Origin of the sequence: Bradyrhizobium sp. 153, assembly GCF_023073835.1 — a bacterium.
In the GTDB taxonomy this organism is placed as follows: Bacteria; Pseudomonadota; Alphaproteobacteria; order Rhizobiales; family Xanthobacteraceae; genus Bradyrhizobium.
Genome location: NZ_JADPKH010000159.1, coordinates 36,126 through 54,389, shown reverse-complemented (window position 1 = coordinate 54,389; position 18,264 = coordinate 36,126). Strand labels below are relative to the sequence as shown.

The window sequence follows — 18,264 nt, the reverse complement described above, 5'->3', positions numbered from 1 at the left end:
TCTCTCCCCAGCCCTCCCCCACAAGGGGGGAGGGAGCGCAGTTTGCCCGTGGCGCCAGCCGGCCATGCATGGGCGCGGCCTCGAAGGAAGCCCCCCATGACCGCCCTTGCCGCGCTCATCCGCCGGGACATCCGGATCGCGCTTCGCGTCGGCGGCGGGGCATTGATTGGCGTGCTGTTCTTCCTCACCGTGGTGGTGCTGATGCCGTTCGCGGTGGGCCCGGATCTGGCGCTGCTGTCGCGGCTCGGGCCGGCCATCCTGTGGCTCGGTGCGCTGCTGGCGAGCCTGCTCACGCTGGACCGGCTGTTCATGGCCGATCATGAGGACGGCTCGCTCGACCTGATCACGATGAGCCGGACGCCGCTGGAACTGGCCTGCGCTGCGAAAGCGCTGGCGCACTGGCTGGCCGCCGGCCTGCCGCTGATTGTCGCAACCCCGGTGCTCGGCCTTTTGCTCAACCTCGACATGGTCGCAACCGGCGCGGTGGCGCTGACGCTGCTGGCAGGCACCCCGGCGCTCACCTTCACCGGCATGATCGGCGCGGCGTTGGCGGTGACGCTGCATCGCGGCGGGCTTTTGATGGCCGTGCTGGTGCTGCCGCTGTCGATTCCGGTGCTGATTTTCGGGGTCGCGGCCTCGCAGGCGGTGATCGTCGGTCCCATGACGTTCGGCGCGCCGTTCTCGATCCTCTGCGCAGTGTCGCTGGTCAGCCTCGTCGTCGGCCCTTTCGCGGCGGCGGCGAGCCTGCGGCATGGACTCGACTGAGATGAGCTCGCCTCACCTTGACCCCCATCAACTCTCGCGACGCACTTTCGTGCTGATTGCCTGAGCGCTCCCGGATCATTATCACAATAACCATGACGCTGATCGACCTCGCCAATCCCACGCGGTTCCTCGCACTAACAGCGCGCCTGCTGCCGTGGCTTGCGGCTGCGACCGTCATCCTGCTCACCATCGGCCTGTACCAATCAGCGCTTGCGCCCGACGATTATCAGCAGGGCGCGACGGTGAAGATCATGTTCATCCACGTGCCCAATGCCTGGCTCTCGATGTTCGTGTGGGGCGTCATGAGCATCGCCTCGCTGGGCACGTTGGTATGGCGGCATCCGCTCGCCGATGTCGCCGCCAAAGCGGCAGCGCCGATCGGCGCCGCCTTCACCTTCCTCGCGCTGCTCACCGGCTCGCTGTGGGGACGGCCAATGTGGGGCACCTATTGGGAATGGGACGCGCGGCTGACATCGGTGCTGATCCTGTTCCTGATGTATCTCGGCCTGATGGCGCTGTGGCGCGCGGTCGACGATCCCTCGCGCGCGGCACGCGCCGCCGCGGTGCTGACGCTGGTCGGCGCCATCAACCTGCCCATCATCAAGTTTTCCGTCGATTGGTGGAACACGCTGCATCAGCCGGCCTCGGTGATGCGCATCGGCGGCTCGGCACTCGACAAATCGTTCCTGATCCCGCTGCTGGTGATGGCGATCGCCTTCACGCTGCTGTTCGTCACGTTGCACTTAGCTGCGATGCGCAACGAGATCCTGCGCCGCCGTGTCCGCTCCCTGCAGATGGTGCAGGCGAGCCGCGTCGCGTTTTCGAGCGAGTTAAGCGCCGGTTCGCGTGAAGAAAACGCGTCAAAAGAAGCTGGGGCTGCGTGATGATAACGCTCGGCCCATACGCGTCGTTCATCGTGATGTCCTATGCCGCAGCGGCCCTCGTGGTCGTGCTCCTGATCGGCTGGGTCATGCTCGACTACCGCAGCCAGATTGCGCGCCTGCGCGAGCTCGATCGCAGCGGCGTTACCCGCCGCTCCGGCCGCAGCGCGACGGACAGATCATGAGCAATCCATCGAGCCAGGCGACGCAGCAGCGTCGCACCTTCCTGATGGTGCTGCCGCTGATCGCCTTCATCGCGCTGGCCCTGCTGTTCTGGTTTCGGCTCGGCAGCGGCGATCCCTCGCGGATTCCGTCCGCGCTGATCGGACGGCCTGCGCCGCAAACCCTGCTGCCGCCGCTCGAAGGATTGCAGGCTGACAATGCGCCGGTGCCGGGGCTCGATCCCGCCGCGTTCAAGGGCAAGGTCAGCCTCGTCAACGTCTGGGCGTCCTGGTGCGTGCCCTGCCATGACGAGGCGCCGCTGCTGACCGAGCTCGCCAAGGACAAGCGCTTCCAGCTCGTCGGCATCAACTACAAGGACGCGGCCGACAACGCGCGGCGCTTCCTCGGGCGCTATGGCAACCCGTTCAGCCGCGTCGGCGTGGACGCCAACGGCCGCGCCTCGATCGAATGGGGCGTCTATGGCGTGCCGGAGACCTTCGTCGTCGGCCCCGAGGGCACCATCGTCTACAAGCTGGTTGGACCGATCACGCCGGACAATCTGCGCACCGTGTTATTGCCGCAGCTGGAGAAGGCGTTGAAAGCGGGGAGCTAGCTCCGCGCTCTCGTGCGACACACTCAACTGTCATCGCCCGACTTGATCGGGCGATCCAGTATTCCAGAGACGTCAGCAGTATACGGAGAAGCCGCGGCGTACTGAATTCCCCGCTTGCGCGGGGAATGACAGCGGTACGTGGGGCGACGTTTCGCCCTAGCCCTTGCTCACATCTCCCGCCTCGGCCTCGCTCGCTTCCAGCGACGCCGGCGCAAGGTGGTAGCGCTTGGTCAGCGGCAACTGGGCGACGGCGAAGATCATGGTCAGCGTCGTCACGCCGAAGACCTTGAAGTTCACCCAGAAGTCCGTGCTCTGGGTGCGCCAGATGATCTCGTTCAGCACCGCCATGCCGGCAAAGAACAGCGCCCAGCGCAGCGTCAGGATGCGCCAGCCGTGCGGCGTCAGATTGAACACCTGATCGAACATCACGGCAATGAAGGAGCGGCCGAACAGCAGGCCGCCGCCGAGGATCGCGGCGAACAGGCCGTAGATGATGGTCGGCTTGACCTTGATGAAGGTCTCATCGTGTAGCACCAGGGTCAGCGTGCCGAACACCAGCACGATCACGGCCGTCACGATCGCCATGATCGGGATGTGCCGCGTCACCATATAGGACGCGGCCATCGCCGCCACGATTGCCACCATGAAGGCACCGGTCGCGGCGAACAGGTTGAACCTGGCATTGACGAAGAAGAACACGAGCAGCGGACCGAGCTCGGTCGCAAGCTTGAACAACGGATGCGGCTGGGTCTTGTCCATTCTCAACTTTCGATTCCGGCGATCGCGCGGGCGAAATCGCGCGCGGTGAAGGGCGCGAGATCGTCGACGCCCTCGCCGACGCCGATGAAATGCACCGGCAGTTTGAATTTTTCCGCCAGCGCCACCAGGATGCCGCCGCGCGCGGTGCCGTCGAGCTTGGTCATCACGAGGCCGGTGACCCCGGCGGTGCGGTGAAAGGCCTCGACCTGCGACAGCGCGTTCTGGCCGACGGTGGCATCCAGCACCAGCAGCACCGCATGCGGCGCGGTGGCATCCACCTTGCGGATGACGCGCACGACCTTCTCGAGCTCGTTCATCAGTTCGGCCTTGTTCTGAAGCCGACCCGCGGTGTCGATCAGGAGGACGTCGGCGCTCTGCTCCTTTGCTGCCGTCAGCGCGCTGAAGGCAAGGCTCGCCGAATCCGAGCCTTGCGCGCCGGCGATGACCGGCGTCTTGGTGCGCTCGCCCCAGACCTTGAGCTGTTCGATCGCCGCCGCGCGAAAGGTGTCGCCGGCAGCCAGCATCACCTTGCGGCCTTCGGAGGCGAATTTTTGCGACAGCTTGCCGATGGTGGTGGTCTTGCCGGAGCCGTTGACGCCGACCACGAGGATGACGAACGGCTTCTTGCCCGCATCGATCTCGAGCGGCTTCGCCACCGGCGCGAGCACCTTCTCGACCTCGGTGGCGACCACGTCCTTGACCTCGTCCGCCGAGATCGCCTTGTCGTAGCGCCCCGTACCGACGGCATCCGCGATCCGCACTGCGACTTGCGTGCCGAGATCGGCGCGCAGCAGCACGTCCTCGATGTCGTCGAGCATGGCGCGATCGAGCTTGCGCTTGGTGACGAGATCGGCGACCGCGGTCCCGAGCGAGGACGAGGTGCGCTTCAGCCCGTCGGACAGGCGGCGCCACCAGCTCAGCTTGGGGGTCTCGGAGGTATCGTTCATGGTGGGGGTGTGTTAGCCGTTCCGACGATTAAACGAAAGTCTTGCAATTGCTCGATGTTCCCGAATTGACCGCTGATGAGATTTTGGCCCGCGTGCTCCATCGCGACGGCTTGATGCTGGTCATCGACAAGCCGGCCGGCCTGCCGGTGCATCGCGGCCCCAAGGGCGGGGCGAACCTCGAAGCCTCCTTCGACGCGCTGCGCTTCGGTCTGCCGCGGCCGCCGGTGCTGGCTCACCGGCTCGACAAGGACACCTCAGGCTGTCTCGTGCTCGGCCGCCATCGCAAAGCCACCGCCTCGCTCGGCCTGCTGTTCAAGCACGGCAAGATCGGCAAGACCTACTGGACCGTGGTCGAGGGCGGCCCTGATGAAGATGAAGGCACCATCGACATGCCGCTCGGCCGCCTCAATGCCGAGCGCGGATGGTGGCAGAAGCCGGATCCCGAAGGGCAGAAGGCGATCACCAATTGGAAGGTGATGGGCCGGGGCGCGGGCCTCGCCTGGCTCGCCATGGAACCGGTGACCGGCCGGACCCACCAATTGCGGGTGCATTCGGCCGCGACCGGCTGGCCGATCATCGGCGATAACATTTACGGCAACGGCCCGCGCTTCGGCGAGCCGCGCCTGCACCTGCATTCCCGCGAGATCGTGGTGCCGATCTCCCGGAACAAGGAGCCGATCCGCGTCGTGGCGCCGGCCCCGCCCCACATGCACGAGCGCCTCCGCGCCTGCGGATGGCACGGGGACTAGCCCGGCAGCCAGCCCTCATGGTGAGGAGGCGCGTCAGCGCCGTCTCGAACCATGAAAGTCCCGTGCTGTTGCAGTTGAGCCTCGATCCTTCGAGACGCCCGCTTTGCGGGCTCCTCAGGATGAGGGGCAACAAGCCCATGGTTTACGAAACGTTCAGCGCTCGCCTCTAATGATAGCGGTTGCTTAGAACAAGCTTCTGTAACCGCTCAGGACGAGCAGCGCGTGATGTCCAAGGCCGAGCTATCGATCATCGACGAGGTCGAATCCGCGATACGGATGGGCTCGCCGGAAAAGGGGCTGGAGACGGCCCGGCGCGTCACGGACCTGTTCCTGTCTTCCGCCGCCAGCTTTGACGACGAGCAGATCGCGCTGTTTGACGACGTGCTCGAGCGCCTCATTGGCACCATCGAGCTGCGCGCCGTCGCCGACATCGGCGCCCGAATTGCGCTCGCCGAGATCAGCGCGCAGCTCGCTCCGATCGCGCAGGCGCCGCCATCCGTGATCCGCCGCCTCGCCAGCAATGACGAGATCCGTATCGCCGGACCCGTGCTCCAGGAATCCGCGCGCCTCGACGATGGCGAGCTGGTGAAGATCGCATCATCCAAGGGCGAGCCGCATCTGCTCGCGGTCGCCGGCCGCTGGTGGCTGAGGGAGATCGTCACCGATGCGCTGCTGGCGCGGCGCTATCCCAGCGTCAGCCGGCGGCTCGCCGCCAATCCCGGCGCCCGCGTCTCCGGCAGCGGATTTGCCATCATCGTCGGACAGGCCGAAAGCGATCCGGAGCTCGCGGTCAGCGTCGGCGTCCGCGTCGATTTGCCGTCGGAGCTGCGCCGCCGATTGCTGCGTTCGGCGACGGATGCGGTGCGCACCCGCCTGTTGTCGCGCGCCCCACCGCATCTGTTCGAGGAAATCCAGAGCGCAATTGCCGCCGCCACCGTCGGCGTCGAGCGCGAGATGTCTGGCGTTCGCGATTTCGAAGGCGCCAAGCGGGCCATCGCAAATCTCAAGACGATCGGCCAGCTCAACGAAGCGACGCTACTCGGCTTCGCCACGCAGCGGCGCTATGAGGAGACCGTCGCGGCCCTGGCGGCGCTGTCCGGATCGACCGTCGAGGTGATTCGCCCGCTGATGCAGAGCCTGCGCGACGACGGCCTCCTGGTGCCGTGCAAGGCCGCGCAGCTCAGCTGGGAAACCACCGCAGCCGTGCTCGAAAGCCGTTTTGCGACGGGCGCGATGAAGCGGGCTGATCTTGCGCGCTCGCAGGGCCATTTTGCGAGAATGACGACGGAGAATGCGCGGCGCACGCTGCGGTTCTGGCAGGTGCGGGCCCTGTAGGGCACACCGTGTACCATATCGGCGGTGTCATCACCCGCGAAGGCGGGTGATCGAGTATTCCAGAGACGTTTGTGAGATACGGAGAAGCCGCGGCGTACTGCCTCGCCCGGCCAAGCCGGACGACGACACCGACTATGTGATCAGCCGCTCGCCATCGCTGCCAACAATCCTGAGCGGCACGACACTGCCCACACGTTCGCCCGCAATCGCCACCGGCAGATAATGCTCCGTGCGTCCCTGGCCTTCGCTCTCGATCAGCACCTCGCGCGCGGCGCCGATCTCGGCTTGCAGTCGCTGCCGAAATGCCGCCTCACCGGCTGCACGCAGCCGCTTCGCACGTTCTTTGATCGCGCCGCCCGCAACCTGCGGCATTCGCGCGGCCGGCGTGCCGGGGCGTGGCGAGTAGGGAAAGACGTGCAGGAACGTCAAACCACATTCCTCGACGAGATCGAGCGAGCGCGAGAACATGTCCTCGGTCTCGGTCGGGAAGCCCGCGATGATGTCGGCGCCAAAAATGACGTCCGGGCGCAGGCGGCGCACCTGGTTGCAGAACGCGATCGCATCCTGCCGCGAATGCCGCCGCTTCATGCGCTTCAAGATCAGGTCGTCGCCGGATTGCAGCGACAGGTGCAGATGCGGCATCAGTCGCGCATCGTCGGCGATGGCATCGAGCAGATCGTCATCTGCCTCGATCGAATCGATCGAGGAGATGCGCAGGCGCATCAAGTCCGGCACGTGCCGCAAAATCTGCTTGGTCAGCATGCCGAGCTTGGGCGCGCCCGGCAGGTCGGCGCCGTAGCTGGTGAGATCGACGCCGGTCAGTACGATCTCGCCGTGACCGCGCTCCACCAGCGCCCGCACCTGATCGACCACAGCGCCCATCGGCACCGAGCGCGAGTTGCCGCGGCCGAACGGGATGATGCAGAAGGTGCAGCGATGGTCGCAGCCGTTCTGCACCTGCACGAAGACGCGCGGCAGGCCGGCGGCAAAGCCGTCGATCAGATGCGGCGCCATCGCCTTCACTGCCATGATGTCGCTGACGGCAATCTTCTCGCTGGCACCGATGTCGAATGCATCGCGCGCATCGCGCCATGCGGACGAGCGCATCTTGTCGTCATTGCCGACGACGCGATCGACCTCGGCCATGTCGGCGAACATCGCGCTTTGCGTTTGCGCGGCGCAGCCGGTGACCACGATACGCGCACCGGGCCGCTCGCGCTTCAATTTGCGGATCGACTGGCGCGCCTGCGCCACCGCCTCGTTGGTGACGGCGCAGCTGTTGATGACGATGGTGTCGGAGAGGCCGGCACCTTCCGCCTCGCGGCGGATCACCTCGGCCTCGAAGGCGTTGAGGCGGCAGCCGAAGGTGACGATGTCGACGGCCATCAGCCGACCGGCGCGAACAGCGCCGGATCGAAATTGCCTTCATATTCGAAGGTCGCGGTGCCCGTCATCAGCACATGGTCGTCGCGCTCGCGCCATTCGATGGCGAGCTTGCCGCCGGGCAATGTGATCTCGACATTGCGATTGGCGCGCTTCAGCCGCGCCGCGGCGACAGCCGCGGCGCAGGCTGCCGAACCGCAGGCCTTGGTGAGGCCGGCGCCGCGCTCCCAGGTGCGAATCGTGATGTGGTCGCGATCGACGATGTGAGCAAGCGTAATATTGGCGCGCTCGGGGAAGATCGGATGGTTTTCGAGCAGAGGACCAAAGCGCTCGAGATCATAGGCGCTGACCTCCTCGACCCAGAAGACCGCGTGCGGATTGCCCATGTTCACCACCGAGGGCGAATGCAGGATCGGATTGTCGATCGGCCCGATCTGCAATTCGATGTAGCGGGTGTCGCGAAACTCTTCCGCCAGCGGAATGTCCTGCCAGCCGAACTTCGGCGCGCCCATGTCGACGGTATAGAGGTCGGGCGTCGGGCCCTGCCAGCAATTGAGCAGGCCCGCAGCCGTCTCGAACGTCGCCGTGGTCTGTCCGCTCTTCTCGAAAATGCGGCGCACGACGCAGCGCATGCCGTTGCCACAGGCACCGGCTTCGGAGCCGTCATTGTTGTAGATGCGGATAAAGGCCTCAGTGCCGTCCAGCCGCGGCTTCTGCAGCACCATGAGCTGGTCGTAAGCCACGCCGCCATTTGCGGACGCCACCGCCCGCGCGTCGTCCGGCGTGACCTTTGCTGTGGAATCGCGCATGTCGACAACGACGATCTCGTTGCCGATGCCGTTCATCTTGGCAAATGCGTGGTTGGCCAGCGCGCTCATGAAAATTCCCGAATTTCGCCCGTCTTATATGGCGATCCTTGCCGGCTTGGCCAGCGGTTTACTGCGGAGCGCCCGGGCCGCGGCCCGCGACGCCGCCCATGACGCATCTGTCATGGGACGAATTCGGCGCCCGCGTGTTAGAACGGCGCCATTCGCGCGAACCGGGAGGCGCGGCCGGGCGCAAAGCGGGATTTAGGCCTTGGTGGGCAAGGTCTTGGAGCCCAAGGTCTTGGTGCCCAAGTTCTTGGGGAGAATAGAATGATTAGGTTTCGTCGTCTCGCTCTGGCCGCGCTGATCCCGGCGGCCATGTCGTTTGGTCTGTCTGCCGCTCGGGCACAAAGTCCGAGCCCGGCGCCCGCCGCGTCAGTAAGCCCCTCGCCGGCCTCGCCGGCGCCTGCCGCGAGTGCTTCGCCTGCGCCGATGGCAACGCCCGCGCCGGCGGCGAGCGCCTTACCCGCCCCTGCTGCGACGCCCTCGCCCGCAGCCAGCGCCTCACCCAGCCCGGCCGCCGCGGGCGGCGGCCGCCACCCCCGCCCCGGTACAGACTGCCGATCCGTTTGGCCTCGAGACCGTGCTCGAGCCCAAGAAGGTCGTGATGGTCAAGGGCACTGCCAATTGGGACTCGGCCTTCGACACCCTGATCGACGCCTTCAAGGCGCTGAACACGCTCCTGGACAAGCAGGGCATCAAGCATGCCGGCAATTCGATGATCGTCTACACCTCCACCGACGACACCGGCTTCACCTTCCTCGCCGAGATCCCGGTCGAGCAGGATCCGAAGAACCTGCCCAAGGACATGAGCATCGGCAAATCGCCGGAGGGCAAGGCGCTTAAATTCGTCCATCGCGGCTCCTACGACAACATGGACAACACCTATGAGGCGATCACCAATCACCTCGACGACAAGAGGCTGGAAGCCAAGGATACCTTCATCGAGGAGTACCTCACCGATCCCCTGAAGACGGCCGAGGACAAGCTCGTGATCAACGTTTTCGTGCCGCTGAAGTGAGAATGATGAAAAAGCTTGCCGTCCTTTTTGCTCCACTCGCCGCCGTTTTCGCCGCAACGCTGCTGGCGGCCCCCGCCCGCGCCGACGATTTTCCGTCAGCCATTTCGGTGAGCGGCGAAGCCACGATTTCCGCCGCCCCCGATCTCGCGCAGATCGACGCCGGGGTCGCCAACGATGCCAAAACGGCGAAGGAAGCCTCCGATGCCAACAACGCCGCGATGGGCAAGGTGCTGCTGGCGCTGAAGGGCGCCGGGATTGCCGAGAAGGATTATCAGACCTCGCGCCTGTCGCTCCAGCCGCAATACGGCCAGAACAAATCCACCGGCGCCTCGCCCGTGGTCGGCTTCCGCGCCTCCAACCGTGTCACCGTGAAAATTCGCGACGTGACCAAAGTCGCAGGCATCATCGACACGCTGGTCAGCGCCGGCGCCAACGACATCGGCAATATCTCCTTCGAGGTGACGCAGGCCTCGAAACTGCTCGATGATGCGCGCGAGCAGGCAGTCGCTGATGCCCGCCGCAAGGCGGAGATTTACGCCAAAGCCACCGGCGTCACGCTAGGGGCGCCGCTCAGCGTCACCGAGGGTGGCGGCCCGGTGCCGCTGTTCAAAGGCCGCGTCGCTGCGGCTCCGATGGCTGCACCCGCAGCCGTCGCGCCCGGCGAGGAGACGCTGACGGTGACGGTGAATGTGAGCTGGGCGATCAAGCCGAAAGAGCAATGACTGGTGTCCCGGATGCACCTCCGGGGCACGAGCAGTTTGCCGGCACGCTAAATCTCCACCACCTGTCCCGGCAGCATCGCCACGAACCGCTCTTGCGGAATCTTCGCAGCATCCAGCGCTTCGACCAGCGCCTTTGCCGGCGCATCGATTGCCTCATCCGTCAGCTGGAACGTGCCGTGATGATGCCCGAGCGCTTCCTGCGCGCCGCAATCCGCGAGCGCCTTCACGGCATCTTCCGGATTCATGTGCTGGTCACGCATGAACCAGCGCGGCTCGTAGGCACCGATGGGAAGGATCGCAAGCCGCAGCGGCCCATGCTTCTCCGCGACGCGGCGGAAATGCCTGCCCTCGCCATAGCCGGAATCGCAGACGACGTAGATCTTGCCGGCCGGCGTCTCCAGCACGAAGCTCGCCCATAGCGCCTTGTTGCGATCGAACACACCGCGCGCCGTCCAGTGCCGGGTCGGAACCAGATGCACGGCGATGCCGCCACCGAGCTCGACGCGGTCGTGCCAGTCGAACGCCTCCACCTTGATCGTGGGATCCCAGCTTCGAATCGTCACGTCGTTGCCGAGCGGGGTGACGACGCGCGGCGCAAAGTTCTTGGCGAGCCGCGATAGCGTCGAGATGTCCAGGTGATCGTAGTGGCCGTGCGAGACCAGCACGACGTCGATCTTGGGCAAACGTTCGAAGGCAATGCCGGGATCGTTGTGCCGCTTCGGCCCGGCCCAGGCGACCGGCGAGACCCGCATCGACCAGACGGGATCGACCAGGATGTTGAGGCCGCCGGTCTGGATCAGCCAGCTGGCGTGGCCGACGAAGGAGAGCCGCACCTTGTCGCCGTCGACCCGCGCCGGCGGGGTGTCGGCATGGGGGCTGGGGGCCCAATCCGGCCATTCCGCGCGCTGCCGCTTGCCGCCGAATTGCCAGCGCAGCACCTCTCGAAGCGATTTCGGCGGCGCGCCGTCGGGATCGAAGAAGTGCAGACCGTTGAAATGGTCGGAGGCCGGACCATCATAGGTTTTCATGCGAGACATCCAAAGGGACGGAATTGCGACGAGCGCGCCGGCCCCGGCAAGCAGTCCGCACAGGCGACGGCGGGTGATCGGCACGGCGGCTCAGGGATGATAGCGGAGGTCAGTCATGGCCTTCTATATGGGCAGCCCTAGGAAATGGAACCACCCGGCAAAAGGGCACTAAATTTCAGGACCTTGTCCTGGCAAAGGCGCCGCGGCACCCTAACTTTCCTTGACTTTTGGGCGTGAGCGGCGTTTAACCCCGCCACTTTCTCGGAAAGGCTTTCTTTTCGACCCGCCGACTGGCCCTGGAGGCCGGAGGTCAACGCCCGACAGCGCTGTGCGCCCTCGGGCGCAAAGGTGTTTGGAAGATCGTCTGTCCAAGGAAGAGGTCATGCCCCGCCTTCGCGGGCATGACACGGGAATAACGAAGCGCCCCCTCACGGCGCAGCAACAGGACAAGTGCATTGTTCGACAATCTGTCGGAACGGCTTGGCGGCATCCTCGATCGTCTGACGGGGCGCGGGGCGCTGACCGAAAAGGACGTCGACGCCGCGATGCGCGAGGTGCGCCGCGCGCTGCTGGAGGCCGATGTCGCGTTGGAGGTGGTGCGCAGCTTCACCGAACGCGTCCGTGAGCAGGCGATCGGCGCTACCGTCGTCAAGTCGGTCACACCAGGCCAGATGGTGGTCAAGATCGTCCATGACGAGCTGATCAACACGCTCGGCGCCGAAAGCCAGACCATCGACGTCAATTCCGTGCCGCCGGTGCCGATCATGATGGTCGGCCTGCAAGGCTCCGGTAAGACCACCACCACCGCCAAGCTCGCCCGCCGCCTGGTCCAGCGCGACAAGCGCAAGGTGCTGATGGCTTCGCTCGACGTCTATCGCCCGGCGGCGATGGAGCAACTGGCCGTGCTCGGCCGCGATCTCGACATTCCAACGCTCCCCATCGTCGCAGGCCAGCAGCCGCCGCAGATCGCGAAGCGCGCGCTGGAGGCCGGCAAGCTCGGCGGCTACGACATCGTGCTGCTCGATACCGCCGGCCGCACCACGCTCGACGAAGAGATGATGGCGGAGGCGGCCGCGATCAAAGCCGCGGCCAATCCGCATGAAGTGCTGCTGGTCGCCGACAGCCTCACGGGCCAGGACGCCGTGAATCTCGCGCGCTCGTTCGATCAGCGCGTCGGCCTCACCGGTATCGTGCTGACCCGCGTCGACGGCGACGGCCGCGGTGGCGCCGCGCTGTCGATGCGCGCCGTCACCGGCAAGCCGATCAAGCTGATCGGCACCGGCGAAAAGACCGATGCGCTGGAGGATTTCCATCCTGATCGTATCGCCGGCCGCATCCTCGGCATGGGCGACGTCGTCTCGCTGGTCGAGCGCGCCGCCGCCAACATCGACGCCGAGAAGGCCGCGCGCACCGCCGAGCGCATGCGCAAGGGTCAGTTCGACCTCAACGACATGCGCGAGCAGCTGTTGCAGATGTCCAACATGGGCGGCATCAGCGGGCTAATGGGCATGATGCCCGGCATCTCCAAGATGAAGAACCAGATCGCGGCCGCCGGCATCGACGACAAGATCCTGAAGCGCCAGGTCGCGATCATCGATTCCATGACGCGCGAGGAGCGCCGTCACCCCGACGTCCTGAAAGCGAGCCGCAAGAAGCGCATCGCTGCAGGGAGCGGCCAGAGCGTCGAGCACGTGAACAAGCTCCTGAAGATGCACCGGAACATGGCCGACGTGATGAAGGCCATGGGCTCGGGCAAGCGCGGCCCGCTCGCCGGCATCGCGCAGGCCATGGGCTTTGGCGGCGGCATGAAGATGCCGTCTCCGGAAGAGATGAAGGCTCTTCAGGAGAAGATGCAGAGCGGCGGCGGACAGGGCCTGCCGAGCCTGCCGAAGGATTTGCCGGCTGGTCTTCGCACCGGCCTGCCCAACGTTCCCGGACTGACTGGGCTCAGCGGCAAGCCGATGCTGCCGGGCCTCGGCGATTTCCCGGGCAAGAAGAAATGAGGAATTCGTCGCACGGGATCGCAAGCGTCCCGCGCAACGCGGAATACCAATCAACCCAACAGACTGTACTTTGAAGGAGAACTTGATGTCCGTCGTTATCCGCCTCGCCCGTGCAGGCACCAAGAAGCGTCCCGTCTATCATGTCGTCGTCGCCGATTCGCGCTTTCCGCGCGATGGCCGCTTCATCGAGCGTCTCGGTTATTTCAACCCGCTGCTGCCGAAGGACAACGAGGCCCGCCTCAAGCTCGACATGGAGAAGGTGAAGGCCTGGGTCGCCAAGGGCGCGCAGCCGTCGGACCGCGTGTCTCGCTTCCTCGACGCCGCCGGCGTCAAGAAGCGCGAAGCGCGCAACAACCCGCAGAAGGCCGTGCCGCGCAAGGAGCGCAAGGCGCAGGCCGAAGCCGCCGCGAAGGGTTAAGGCCAGACCATGCCGGCGCTGGTCTGCGTCGCGCGGATCGGCGCCGCGCACGGGGTGCGCGGTGCGGTCAAATTGTGGACCTTCACCGAAGATCCCTTTGCTATCAGGCGCTACGGTCCGCTGCTGTCCAAGGACGGCAAGCGCCAGTTTGAGGTCGCAACGGCGCGCGAGGCCAAAGATCATCTCGTCGCGACGTTCACGGGGGTCACGACCCGCGATGAGGCCGAACGGCTCAACGGCATCGAGCTCTACGTCCCGCGCGACAAGCTGCCCGCGACCGACGCGGACGAATATTACCACACCGACCTGATCGGGCTCGCCGCCGTCACCACGGGCGGCGAGGCGCTCGGCCGCGTGCTCGCGATCCATAATTTCGGCGCCGGCGACATCATCGAGATCGCTCCGCTCATGGGCACGACGCTGCTGCTGCCGTTCTCCAACGCGGTGGTGCCTGAGGTCGATATCGCCGGCGGGCGTGTGGTCATCGCCCTGCCGCAGGAGATTCAGGGCGAGGACCCTACCGCTAGTCGTCCCGGCGAAGGTAATTGAGATGCAATGACCACCCCCTCACCCTGGCGCGCGACGGTGCTGACGCTGTTTCCGGACATGTTTCCCGGGCCGCTCGGCGTGAGCCTGGCCGGCCGGGCGCTGGCGGGCGGGCTTTGGCAACTCGAGGCGCGGGACATCCGGGCCTCCGCCACCGACCGTCACCGCAGCGTCGACGACACCCCGGCCGGCGGCGGGCCGGGCATGGTGCTGCGGGCGGATGTCCTGGCCGCCGCCATCGATGCCGCTGAAATCAGCCCGGATCGGCCCCGTCTGCTGATGAGCCCGCGCGGTCGGCCATTGACCCAGGCCCGCGTTGTGGAACTGGCCAGGGGTCCCGGCCCTCTCATCGTCTGCGGACGGTTCGAGGGGGTGGACCAGCGGGTAATCGACGGGAGAGGCCTGGAGGAGGTCTCGATCGGCGATTACGTGCTGTCCGGGGGCGAAATCGCCGCGTTAGCCGTGATTGACGCCTGCGTCCGGCTGCTGCCGGGGGTGATGGGCAAGGAGACCTCGGGAACCGAGGAAAGCTTTTCGGACGGCCTGCTCGAATACCCGCAATACACCCGCCCGCAGCTGTTCGAAGGGGCTCCGATCCCGGAGATCCTGACCTCCGGCGACCACGCCAAGGTCGCGGCTTGGCGGCGGGCGCAATCCGAGGCGTTGACGGCGGCCCGGCGGCCGGATTTGTGGGCCCAGATCCCGAGCAAGGCCCCGAATCGGGCCGGGCGCCAAAAAACGCCAAAAAACAAGACGGACGGGTGACAAACGCTCCGGCTTGCCTTATAGGAGCGGCCACATCCGCAATGGCTGGATAGACGAATTTCGCGCAGCCCCCGTTGAAAAGGCTGGGCGCGCCGATGGAGATTTACCCATGAACCTGATCAAGCAGCTCGAACAAGAGCAATTCGACAAGCTGTCCGCCGGCAAGGACATCCCGGAATTCGGCCCCGGCGACACGGTGATCGTCAACGTGAAGGTCGTCGAAGGCGACCGCACCCGCGTGCAGGCCTATGAAGGCGTCTGCATCGGCCGTTCCGGCGGTGGCCTCAACGAGAGCTTCACCGTGCGCAAGATCTCCTATGGCGAGGGCGTGGAGCGTGTGTTCCCGGTGATGTCGCCGATGATCGACTCGATCAAGGTGGTGCGCCGCGGCAAGGTGCGCCGCGCCAAGCTCTATTACCTCCGCAACCTTCGCGGCAAGTCGGCCCGCATCGTCGAGAAGCAGGACCGCGCGGCTGCCGTCGGCGAGTAAGCTTCGCCACCAGGCAAGTTTCGAAAAGCGCGGGGCTCGGCTCCGCGCTTTTTTTGTTTCCCCGCGCTGTCATTGCGAGGAGCCCTTGCGACGAAGCAATCCAGACTGTCTCCGCGGACGCATTTCTGGATTGCTTCGCTGCGGTCGCAATGACGACGCCGCTAAGCTCTCGCGCTTTAACTTCCGCGTGCTATATATCTCTAGAATGTTTCCAGATCTGACCAGCCTCGCCCCCGTCAAGCGCATCGTCATCGACGATCGCTCGCGGCTGCCTGGCCGGTTCTTCGGACGCTTCGCGACCTCGGCAACGTCAGAGCTTACGCGCGCAGCTTAAAAGCTGCGCCGACGATTTTGTTGCCCACGCGCCAAGTGCGCCTATCCGCTTACACAGCATTCCTTCGGAGCTGACGCTCATGTCCAAGCCGACCACATTGTACGACAAGATCTGGAACGACCATCTGGTGCACGAAGCCGAGGACGGCACCTGCCTGCTCTATATCGATCGCCACCTGGTGCACGAGGTGACCTCGCCGCAGGCGTTCGAAGGCCTGCGCGCCACGGGTCGCAAGGTGCACGCGCCCGAGAAGACGCTCGCCGTCGTCGATCACAACGTGCCGACCACCGACCGCACCAAGCCGAACCCGGACCCGGAAAGCATCGAGCAGATCAAGGCGCTGGCTGAGAACGCCAAGGAATTCGGCATCGAATATTACAACGAGTTCGATAAGCGCCAGGGCATCGTTCACGTCATCGGCCCCGAGCAGGGCTTTACGCTGCCCGGCACCACCATCGTCTGCGGTGACAGCCACACCTCGACGCACGGCGCGTTCGGCGCGCTCGCGCATGGCATCGGCACGAGCGAGGTCGAGCACGTGCTGGCGACGCAGACGCTGATCCAGAAAAAAGCGAAGAACATGCGCGTCACCGTCGATGGCAAATTGCCTGACGGCGTGACGGGCAAGGACATCATCCTGGCCATCATCGGTGAGATCGGCACCGCCGGCGGCACCGGCTACGTGCTGGAATATGCGGGCGAAGCGATCCGCGCGCTCAGCATGGAAGGCCGCATGACGGTCTGCAACATGTCGATTGAAGGCGGCGCCCGCGCCGGTCTCGTCGCACCCGACCAGAAGGCCTACGACTTCCTGCGCGACCGGCCGAAGGCGCCGAAGGGCGCGGCCTGGGACGCGGCAATGCGCTATTGGGAGACACTGCGTTCCGACGAAGGCGCGCATTTCGACCACGAGCTGCGGCTCGACGCCGCAAAGCTGCCGCCGATCGTGACCTGGGGCACGAGCCCGGAGGACGTCATCTCGGTGACCGGCATCGTGCCCGACCCCGACAAGATCGAGGACGAGGCCAAGCGCATCTCCAAGCATCGTGCGCTCAAGTATATGGGCCTGACGGCGGGAACGAAGATCACCGACATCAAGCTCGACCGCGTCTTCATCGGCTCCTGCACCAATGGCCGGATCGAGGATTTGCGCGCCGCCGCCAAGATCGCGGAAGGCAAGCAGGTCTCTGGCCACGTCAATGCGATGGTGGTGCCGGGCTCGGGCATCGTGAAGGAGCAGGCCGAAGCTGAAGGTCTCGACAAGATCTTCATCAAGGCCGGCTTCGAGTGGCGCGAGCCGGGCTGCTCGATGTGCCTCGCCATGAACCCGGACAAGCTGAAGCCGGAAGAGCGCTGCGCCTCGACCTCGAACCGCAACTTCGAAGGCCGTCAGGGCTTCAAGGGCCGCACCCATCTGGTGTCGCCGGCGATGGCGGCAGCGGCGGCGATCGCGGGTCACTTCGTCGACGTCAGGGACTGGCGCTGAGCTGCTCCCTGCAATTATAGCGATCGCGGCAAGCTGCCCTTAATCGGCAGCGCCGACATTGCGTCCTCGCGGATTTCGCGAGGACGCAAGCCATGGCCGACAAGCCGGAATATGTCGATTTGATCAGCGAGGCCACGCGCCAGCACCGCCGGCGCGCAACGCCGCTGCGCATCGTTGCCAAGCCCGAGGTCGAGGAAACCTCGAAGCTCAGCCGCTGGCCGCCGGCGATGTTCAGGCAATGGAAGCTTGAGAATTTGCGGCGGTGGAAATCCGCGTCGTGGAAGCTGAAGGATTGGCTGTAGGCCACGCTGTCATTCCGGGGTGGCGCGGAAGCGCCAGACCCGGAATCTCGAGATTCCGGGTTCGATGCTTCGCATCGCCCCGGAATGACGGTGCTAACTCACATCACCAATACCGGTACGGATAGTGCCAGCGGGGCCAGCGGCAAACGCGGCGCGGGCCGTAATAGGTCCAGATGATCCGGCAGCGGCGCGGATAATGGTAGTAGGGATAATAGCCGCCATAATAATAGCGCCGGTGGAAGTGACGGTAGCCGTAATAGGGGCGGTGATAGCCCCAGTGACGGTGATAGCCGCCATAGCCGCCGTAGCGAACGCCGCCATAGCGATAGCCGCCGATATGGCTGTGAAAGGCCGGCGCGGCGCGGAAGGCGCCGATATGGCCGCCACGAAATCCACCGCCGCGGAAGCCGCCGATATGTCCTCCGCCGCCATGGAAGCCGCCACCGCGGAAGCCTCCGCCGTGAAAGCCGCCACCATGTCCGCCGTGCCCGCCGCCGTGGCTAACCTGCGTGACGAGATCGTCGGCTGCAGCCTTCGTCGCGGGCGACGTGGCCGGATTGATCAACGTGAGTGCTTCAGCGCGACGCGCGGTGCCGGCCGACAGCATCAGCGCCGTGGCGGCCGCAATTCCGAGCAAGCGCATCGGGCTTGCCTTGAGACCTGATGTCCTCAGCATAGAATCCTCCCTA

At 65.5% G+C, this 18,264-nt stretch carries 20 protein-coding genes and 1 pseudogene; 15 read left to right on the top strand and 6 right to left on the bottom strand.

All coding sequences use genetic code 11. The features are described from left to right. Positions 1-96: 96 nt before the first annotated feature. The 4 genes from ccmB to IVA91_RS36455 all read left to right on the top strand — a co-directional run bounded on the left by ccmB (position 97) and on the right by IVA91_RS36455 (position 2,421). The gene (ccmB, locus tag IVA91_RS36470; protein ID WP_247281256.1) at positions 97-765 is read left to right on the top strand and encodes a heme exporter protein CcmB; all 669 of its coding nucleotides are present in this window, start codon (positions 97-99) and stop codon (positions 763-765) included. Positions 766-857: 92 nt separating this feature from the next. Then, positions 858-1,649 carry a heme ABC transporter permease gene (locus tag IVA91_RS36465; protein WP_247281257.1) on the top strand — a complete coding sequence of 264 codons (792 nt, stop codon included), beginning with the start codon at positions 858-860 and terminating at the stop codon, positions 1,647-1,649. Then, complete coding sequence (gene ccmD / locus IVA91_RS36460; protein ID WP_247281258.1) at positions 1,646-1,831, top strand: heme exporter protein CcmD; 186 nt, start codon at positions 1,646-1,648, stop codon at positions 1,829-1,831. Before IVA91_RS36465 ends, ccmD begins: the two co-directional genes overlap by 4 nt. After that, complete coding sequence (locus tag IVA91_RS36455; protein WP_247281259.1) at positions 1,828-2,421, top strand: DsbE family thiol:disulfide interchange protein; 594 nt, start codon at positions 1,828-1,830, stop codon at positions 2,419-2,421. The genes ccmD and IVA91_RS36455 overlap by 4 nt, the downstream gene beginning before the upstream one ends. A gap of 156 nt (positions 2,422-2,577) precedes the next feature. Here the strand turns inward: IVA91_RS36455 and IVA91_RS36450 are convergent, their stop codons facing one another. Both IVA91_RS36450 and ftsY read right to left on the bottom strand, forming a co-directional pair. Beyond that, positions 2,578-3,180: a septation protein A gene (locus tag IVA91_RS36450; RefSeq protein WP_247281260.1), complete on the bottom strand. Its 603-nt coding sequence runs from the start codon at positions 3,178-3,180 to the stop codon at positions 2,578-2,580. 2 nt (positions 3,181-3,182) lie between these two features. Continuing rightward, positions 3,183-4,127, bottom strand: a complete 945-nt coding sequence (gene ftsY / locus IVA91_RS36445) for a signal recognition particle-docking protein FtsY (protein WP_247281261.1) — start codon at positions 4,125-4,127, stop codon at positions 3,183-3,185. A 47-nt stretch (positions 4,128-4,174) separates the two neighbouring features. Between ftsY and IVA91_RS36440 the strand changes: the two genes are divergently transcribed. Together IVA91_RS36440 and IVA91_RS36435 are read left to right on the top strand one after the other, a co-directional pair. Further along, on the top strand, positions 4,175-4,876 hold the full coding sequence (locus tag IVA91_RS36440; protein ID WP_247281266.1) for an RNA pseudouridine synthase: 702 nt from the start codon (positions 4,175-4,177) through the stop codon (positions 4,874-4,876). Between the two features lie 225 nt (positions 4,877-5,101). Beyond that, positions 5,102-6,211 carry a DUF2336 domain-containing protein gene (locus IVA91_RS36435; protein WP_247281262.1) on the top strand — a complete coding sequence of 370 codons (1,110 nt, stop codon included), beginning with the start codon at positions 5,102-5,104 and terminating at the stop codon, positions 6,209-6,211. Positions 6,212-6,343: 132 nt separating this feature from the next. Here the strand turns inward: IVA91_RS36435 and mtaB are convergent, their stop codons facing one another. After that, positions 6,344-7,597, bottom strand: a complete 1,254-nt coding sequence (gene mtaB / locus IVA91_RS36430; protein ID WP_247281263.1) for a tRNA (N(6)-L-threonylcarbamoyladenosine(37)-C(2))-methylthiotransferase MtaB — start codon at positions 7,595-7,597, stop codon at positions 6,344-6,346. After that, positions 7,597-8,472: a diaminopimelate epimerase gene (dapF, locus tag IVA91_RS36425; protein WP_247281264.1), complete on the bottom strand. Its 876-nt coding sequence runs from the start codon at positions 8,470-8,472 to the stop codon at positions 7,597-7,599. Before dapF ends, mtaB begins: the two co-directional genes overlap by 1 nt. 258 nt (positions 8,473-8,730) lie before the next feature. Here dapF and IVA91_RS37260 point away from each other — a divergent pair. Both IVA91_RS37260 and IVA91_RS36415 read left to right on the top strand, forming a co-directional pair. After that, a pseudogene (locus IVA91_RS37260) lies at positions 8,731-9,481 on the top strand (GyrI-like domain-containing protein). A 5-nt stretch (positions 9,482-9,486) separates the two neighbouring features. Then, positions 9,487-10,203, top strand: coding sequence for an SIMPL domain-containing protein (locus IVA91_RS36415; RefSeq protein ID WP_247280361.1), 717 nt, complete (start codon positions 9,487-9,489; stop codon positions 10,201-10,203). 47 nt (positions 10,204-10,250) lie between these two features. Here the strand turns inward: IVA91_RS36415 and IVA91_RS36410 are convergent, their stop codons facing one another. Further along, complete coding sequence (locus tag IVA91_RS36410; RefSeq protein WP_247460801.1) at positions 10,251-11,315, bottom strand: MBL fold metallo-hydrolase; 1,065 nt, start codon at positions 11,313-11,315, stop codon at positions 10,251-10,253. Positions 11,316-11,686: 371 nt separating this feature from the next. On the opposite strand from IVA91_RS36410, the gene ffh reads away from it, so the two are divergent. From ffh to IVA91_RS36375, 7 genes are all read left to right on the top strand, one after another. Then, positions 11,687-13,234 (top strand): signal recognition particle protein, encoded by a 1,548-nt coding sequence (ffh, locus tag IVA91_RS36405; RefSeq protein ID WP_247280337.1) that lies wholly within the window; start codon positions 11,687-11,689, stop codon positions 13,232-13,234. Positions 13,235-13,319: 85 nt separating this feature from the next. Further along, positions 13,320-13,652, top strand: a complete 333-nt coding sequence (gene rpsP, locus IVA91_RS36400) for a 30S ribosomal protein S16 (RefSeq protein ID WP_011083313.1) — start codon at positions 13,320-13,322, stop codon at positions 13,650-13,652. Between the two features lie 9 nt (positions 13,653-13,661). After that, positions 13,662-14,201 carry a ribosome maturation factor RimM gene (rimM, locus tag IVA91_RS36395; RefSeq protein WP_247280338.1) on the top strand — a complete coding sequence of 180 codons (540 nt, stop codon included), beginning with the start codon at positions 13,662-13,664 and terminating at the stop codon, positions 14,199-14,201. Positions 14,202-14,207: 6 nt separating this feature from the next. After that, entirely contained in the window at positions 14,208-14,963 is a 756-nt protein-coding gene (gene trmD, locus IVA91_RS36390; protein WP_247280339.1) for a tRNA (guanosine(37)-N1)-methyltransferase TrmD, read from the top strand. A gap of 109 nt (positions 14,964-15,072) precedes the next feature. Further along, on the top strand, positions 15,073-15,453 hold the full coding sequence (gene rplS, locus IVA91_RS36385; RefSeq protein WP_027573014.1) for a 50S ribosomal protein L19: 381 nt from the start codon (positions 15,073-15,075) through the stop codon (positions 15,451-15,453). Between the two features lie 413 nt (positions 15,454-15,866). Further along, the gene (gene leuC / locus IVA91_RS36380) at positions 15,867-17,273 is read left to right on the top strand and encodes a 3-isopropylmalate dehydratase large subunit (protein ID WP_247280340.1); all 1,407 of its coding nucleotides are present in this window, start codon (positions 15,867-15,869) and stop codon (positions 17,271-17,273) included. A gap of 92 nt (positions 17,274-17,365) precedes the next feature. Beyond that, positions 17,366-17,575, top strand: a complete 210-nt coding sequence (locus tag IVA91_RS36375) for a hypothetical protein (protein ID WP_247280341.1) — start codon at positions 17,366-17,368, stop codon at positions 17,573-17,575. A 103-nt stretch (positions 17,576-17,678) separates the two neighbouring features. Here IVA91_RS36375 and IVA91_RS36370 read toward each other — a convergent pair whose 3' ends face one another. Then, a complete protein-coding gene (locus IVA91_RS36370; RefSeq protein ID WP_247280342.1) occupies positions 17,679-18,251 on the bottom strand; it encodes a hypothetical protein in 573 nt (190 codons plus the stop codon). Positions 18,252-18,264: the final 13 nt, after the last annotated feature.

Excerpts from the sequence above, each read along its gene's own strand:
- rpsP (WP_011083313.1), top strand. The coding sequence starts at position 13,320 with ATGTCCGTCGTTATCCGCCTCGCCCGTGCAGGCACCAAGAAGCGTCCC.
- IVA91_RS36450 (WP_247281260.1), bottom strand. The coding sequence starts at position 3,180 with ATGGACAAGACCCAGCCGCATCCGTTGTTCAAGCTTGCGACCGAGCTC.
- IVA91_RS36370 (WP_247280342.1), bottom strand. The coding sequence starts at position 18,251 with ATGCTGAGGACATCAGGTCTCAAGGCAAGCCCGATGCGCTTGCTCGGA.
- IVA91_RS36435 (WP_247281262.1), top strand. The coding sequence starts at position 5,102 with ATGTCCAAGGCCGAGCTATCGATCATCGACGAGGTCGAATCCGCGATA.
- leuC (WP_247280340.1), top strand. The coding sequence starts at position 15,867 with ATGTCCAAGCCGACCACATTGTACGACAAGATCTGGAACGACCATCTG.
- IVA91_RS36375 (WP_247280341.1), top strand. The coding sequence starts at position 17,366 with ATGGCCGACAAGCCGGAATATGTCGATTTGATCAGCGAGGCCACGCGC.
- IVA91_RS36415 (WP_247280361.1), top strand. The coding sequence starts at position 9,487 with ATGAAAAAGCTTGCCGTCCTTTTTGCTCCACTCGCCGCCGTTTTCGCC.
- dapF (WP_247281264.1), bottom strand. The coding sequence starts at position 8,472 with ATGAGCGCGCTGGCCAACCACGCATTTGCCAAGATGAACGGCATCGGC.
- IVA91_RS36465 (WP_247281257.1), top strand. The coding sequence starts at position 858 with ATGACGCTGATCGACCTCGCCAATCCCACGCGGTTCCTCGCACTAACA.
- trmD (WP_247280339.1), top strand. The coding sequence starts at position 14,208 with ATGACCACCCCCTCACCCTGGCGCGCGACGGTGCTGACGCTGTTTCCG.
- mtaB (WP_247281263.1), bottom strand. The coding sequence starts at position 7,597 with ATGGCCGTCGACATCGTCACCTTCGGCTGCCGCCTCAACGCCTTCGAG.
- rplS (WP_027573014.1), top strand. The coding sequence starts at position 15,073 with ATGAACCTGATCAAGCAGCTCGAACAAGAGCAATTCGACAAGCTGTCC.
- ccmB (WP_247281256.1), top strand. The coding sequence starts at position 97 with ATGACCGCCCTTGCCGCGCTCATCCGCCGGGACATCCGGATCGCGCTT.
- rimM (WP_247280338.1), top strand. The coding sequence starts at position 13,662 with ATGCCGGCGCTGGTCTGCGTCGCGCGGATCGGCGCCGCGCACGGGGTG.
- IVA91_RS36455 (WP_247281259.1), top strand. The coding sequence starts at position 1,828 with ATGAGCAATCCATCGAGCCAGGCGACGCAGCAGCGTCGCACCTTCCTG.
- ftsY (WP_247281261.1), bottom strand. The coding sequence starts at position 4,127 with ATGAACGATACCTCCGAGACCCCCAAGCTGAGCTGGTGGCGCCGCCTG.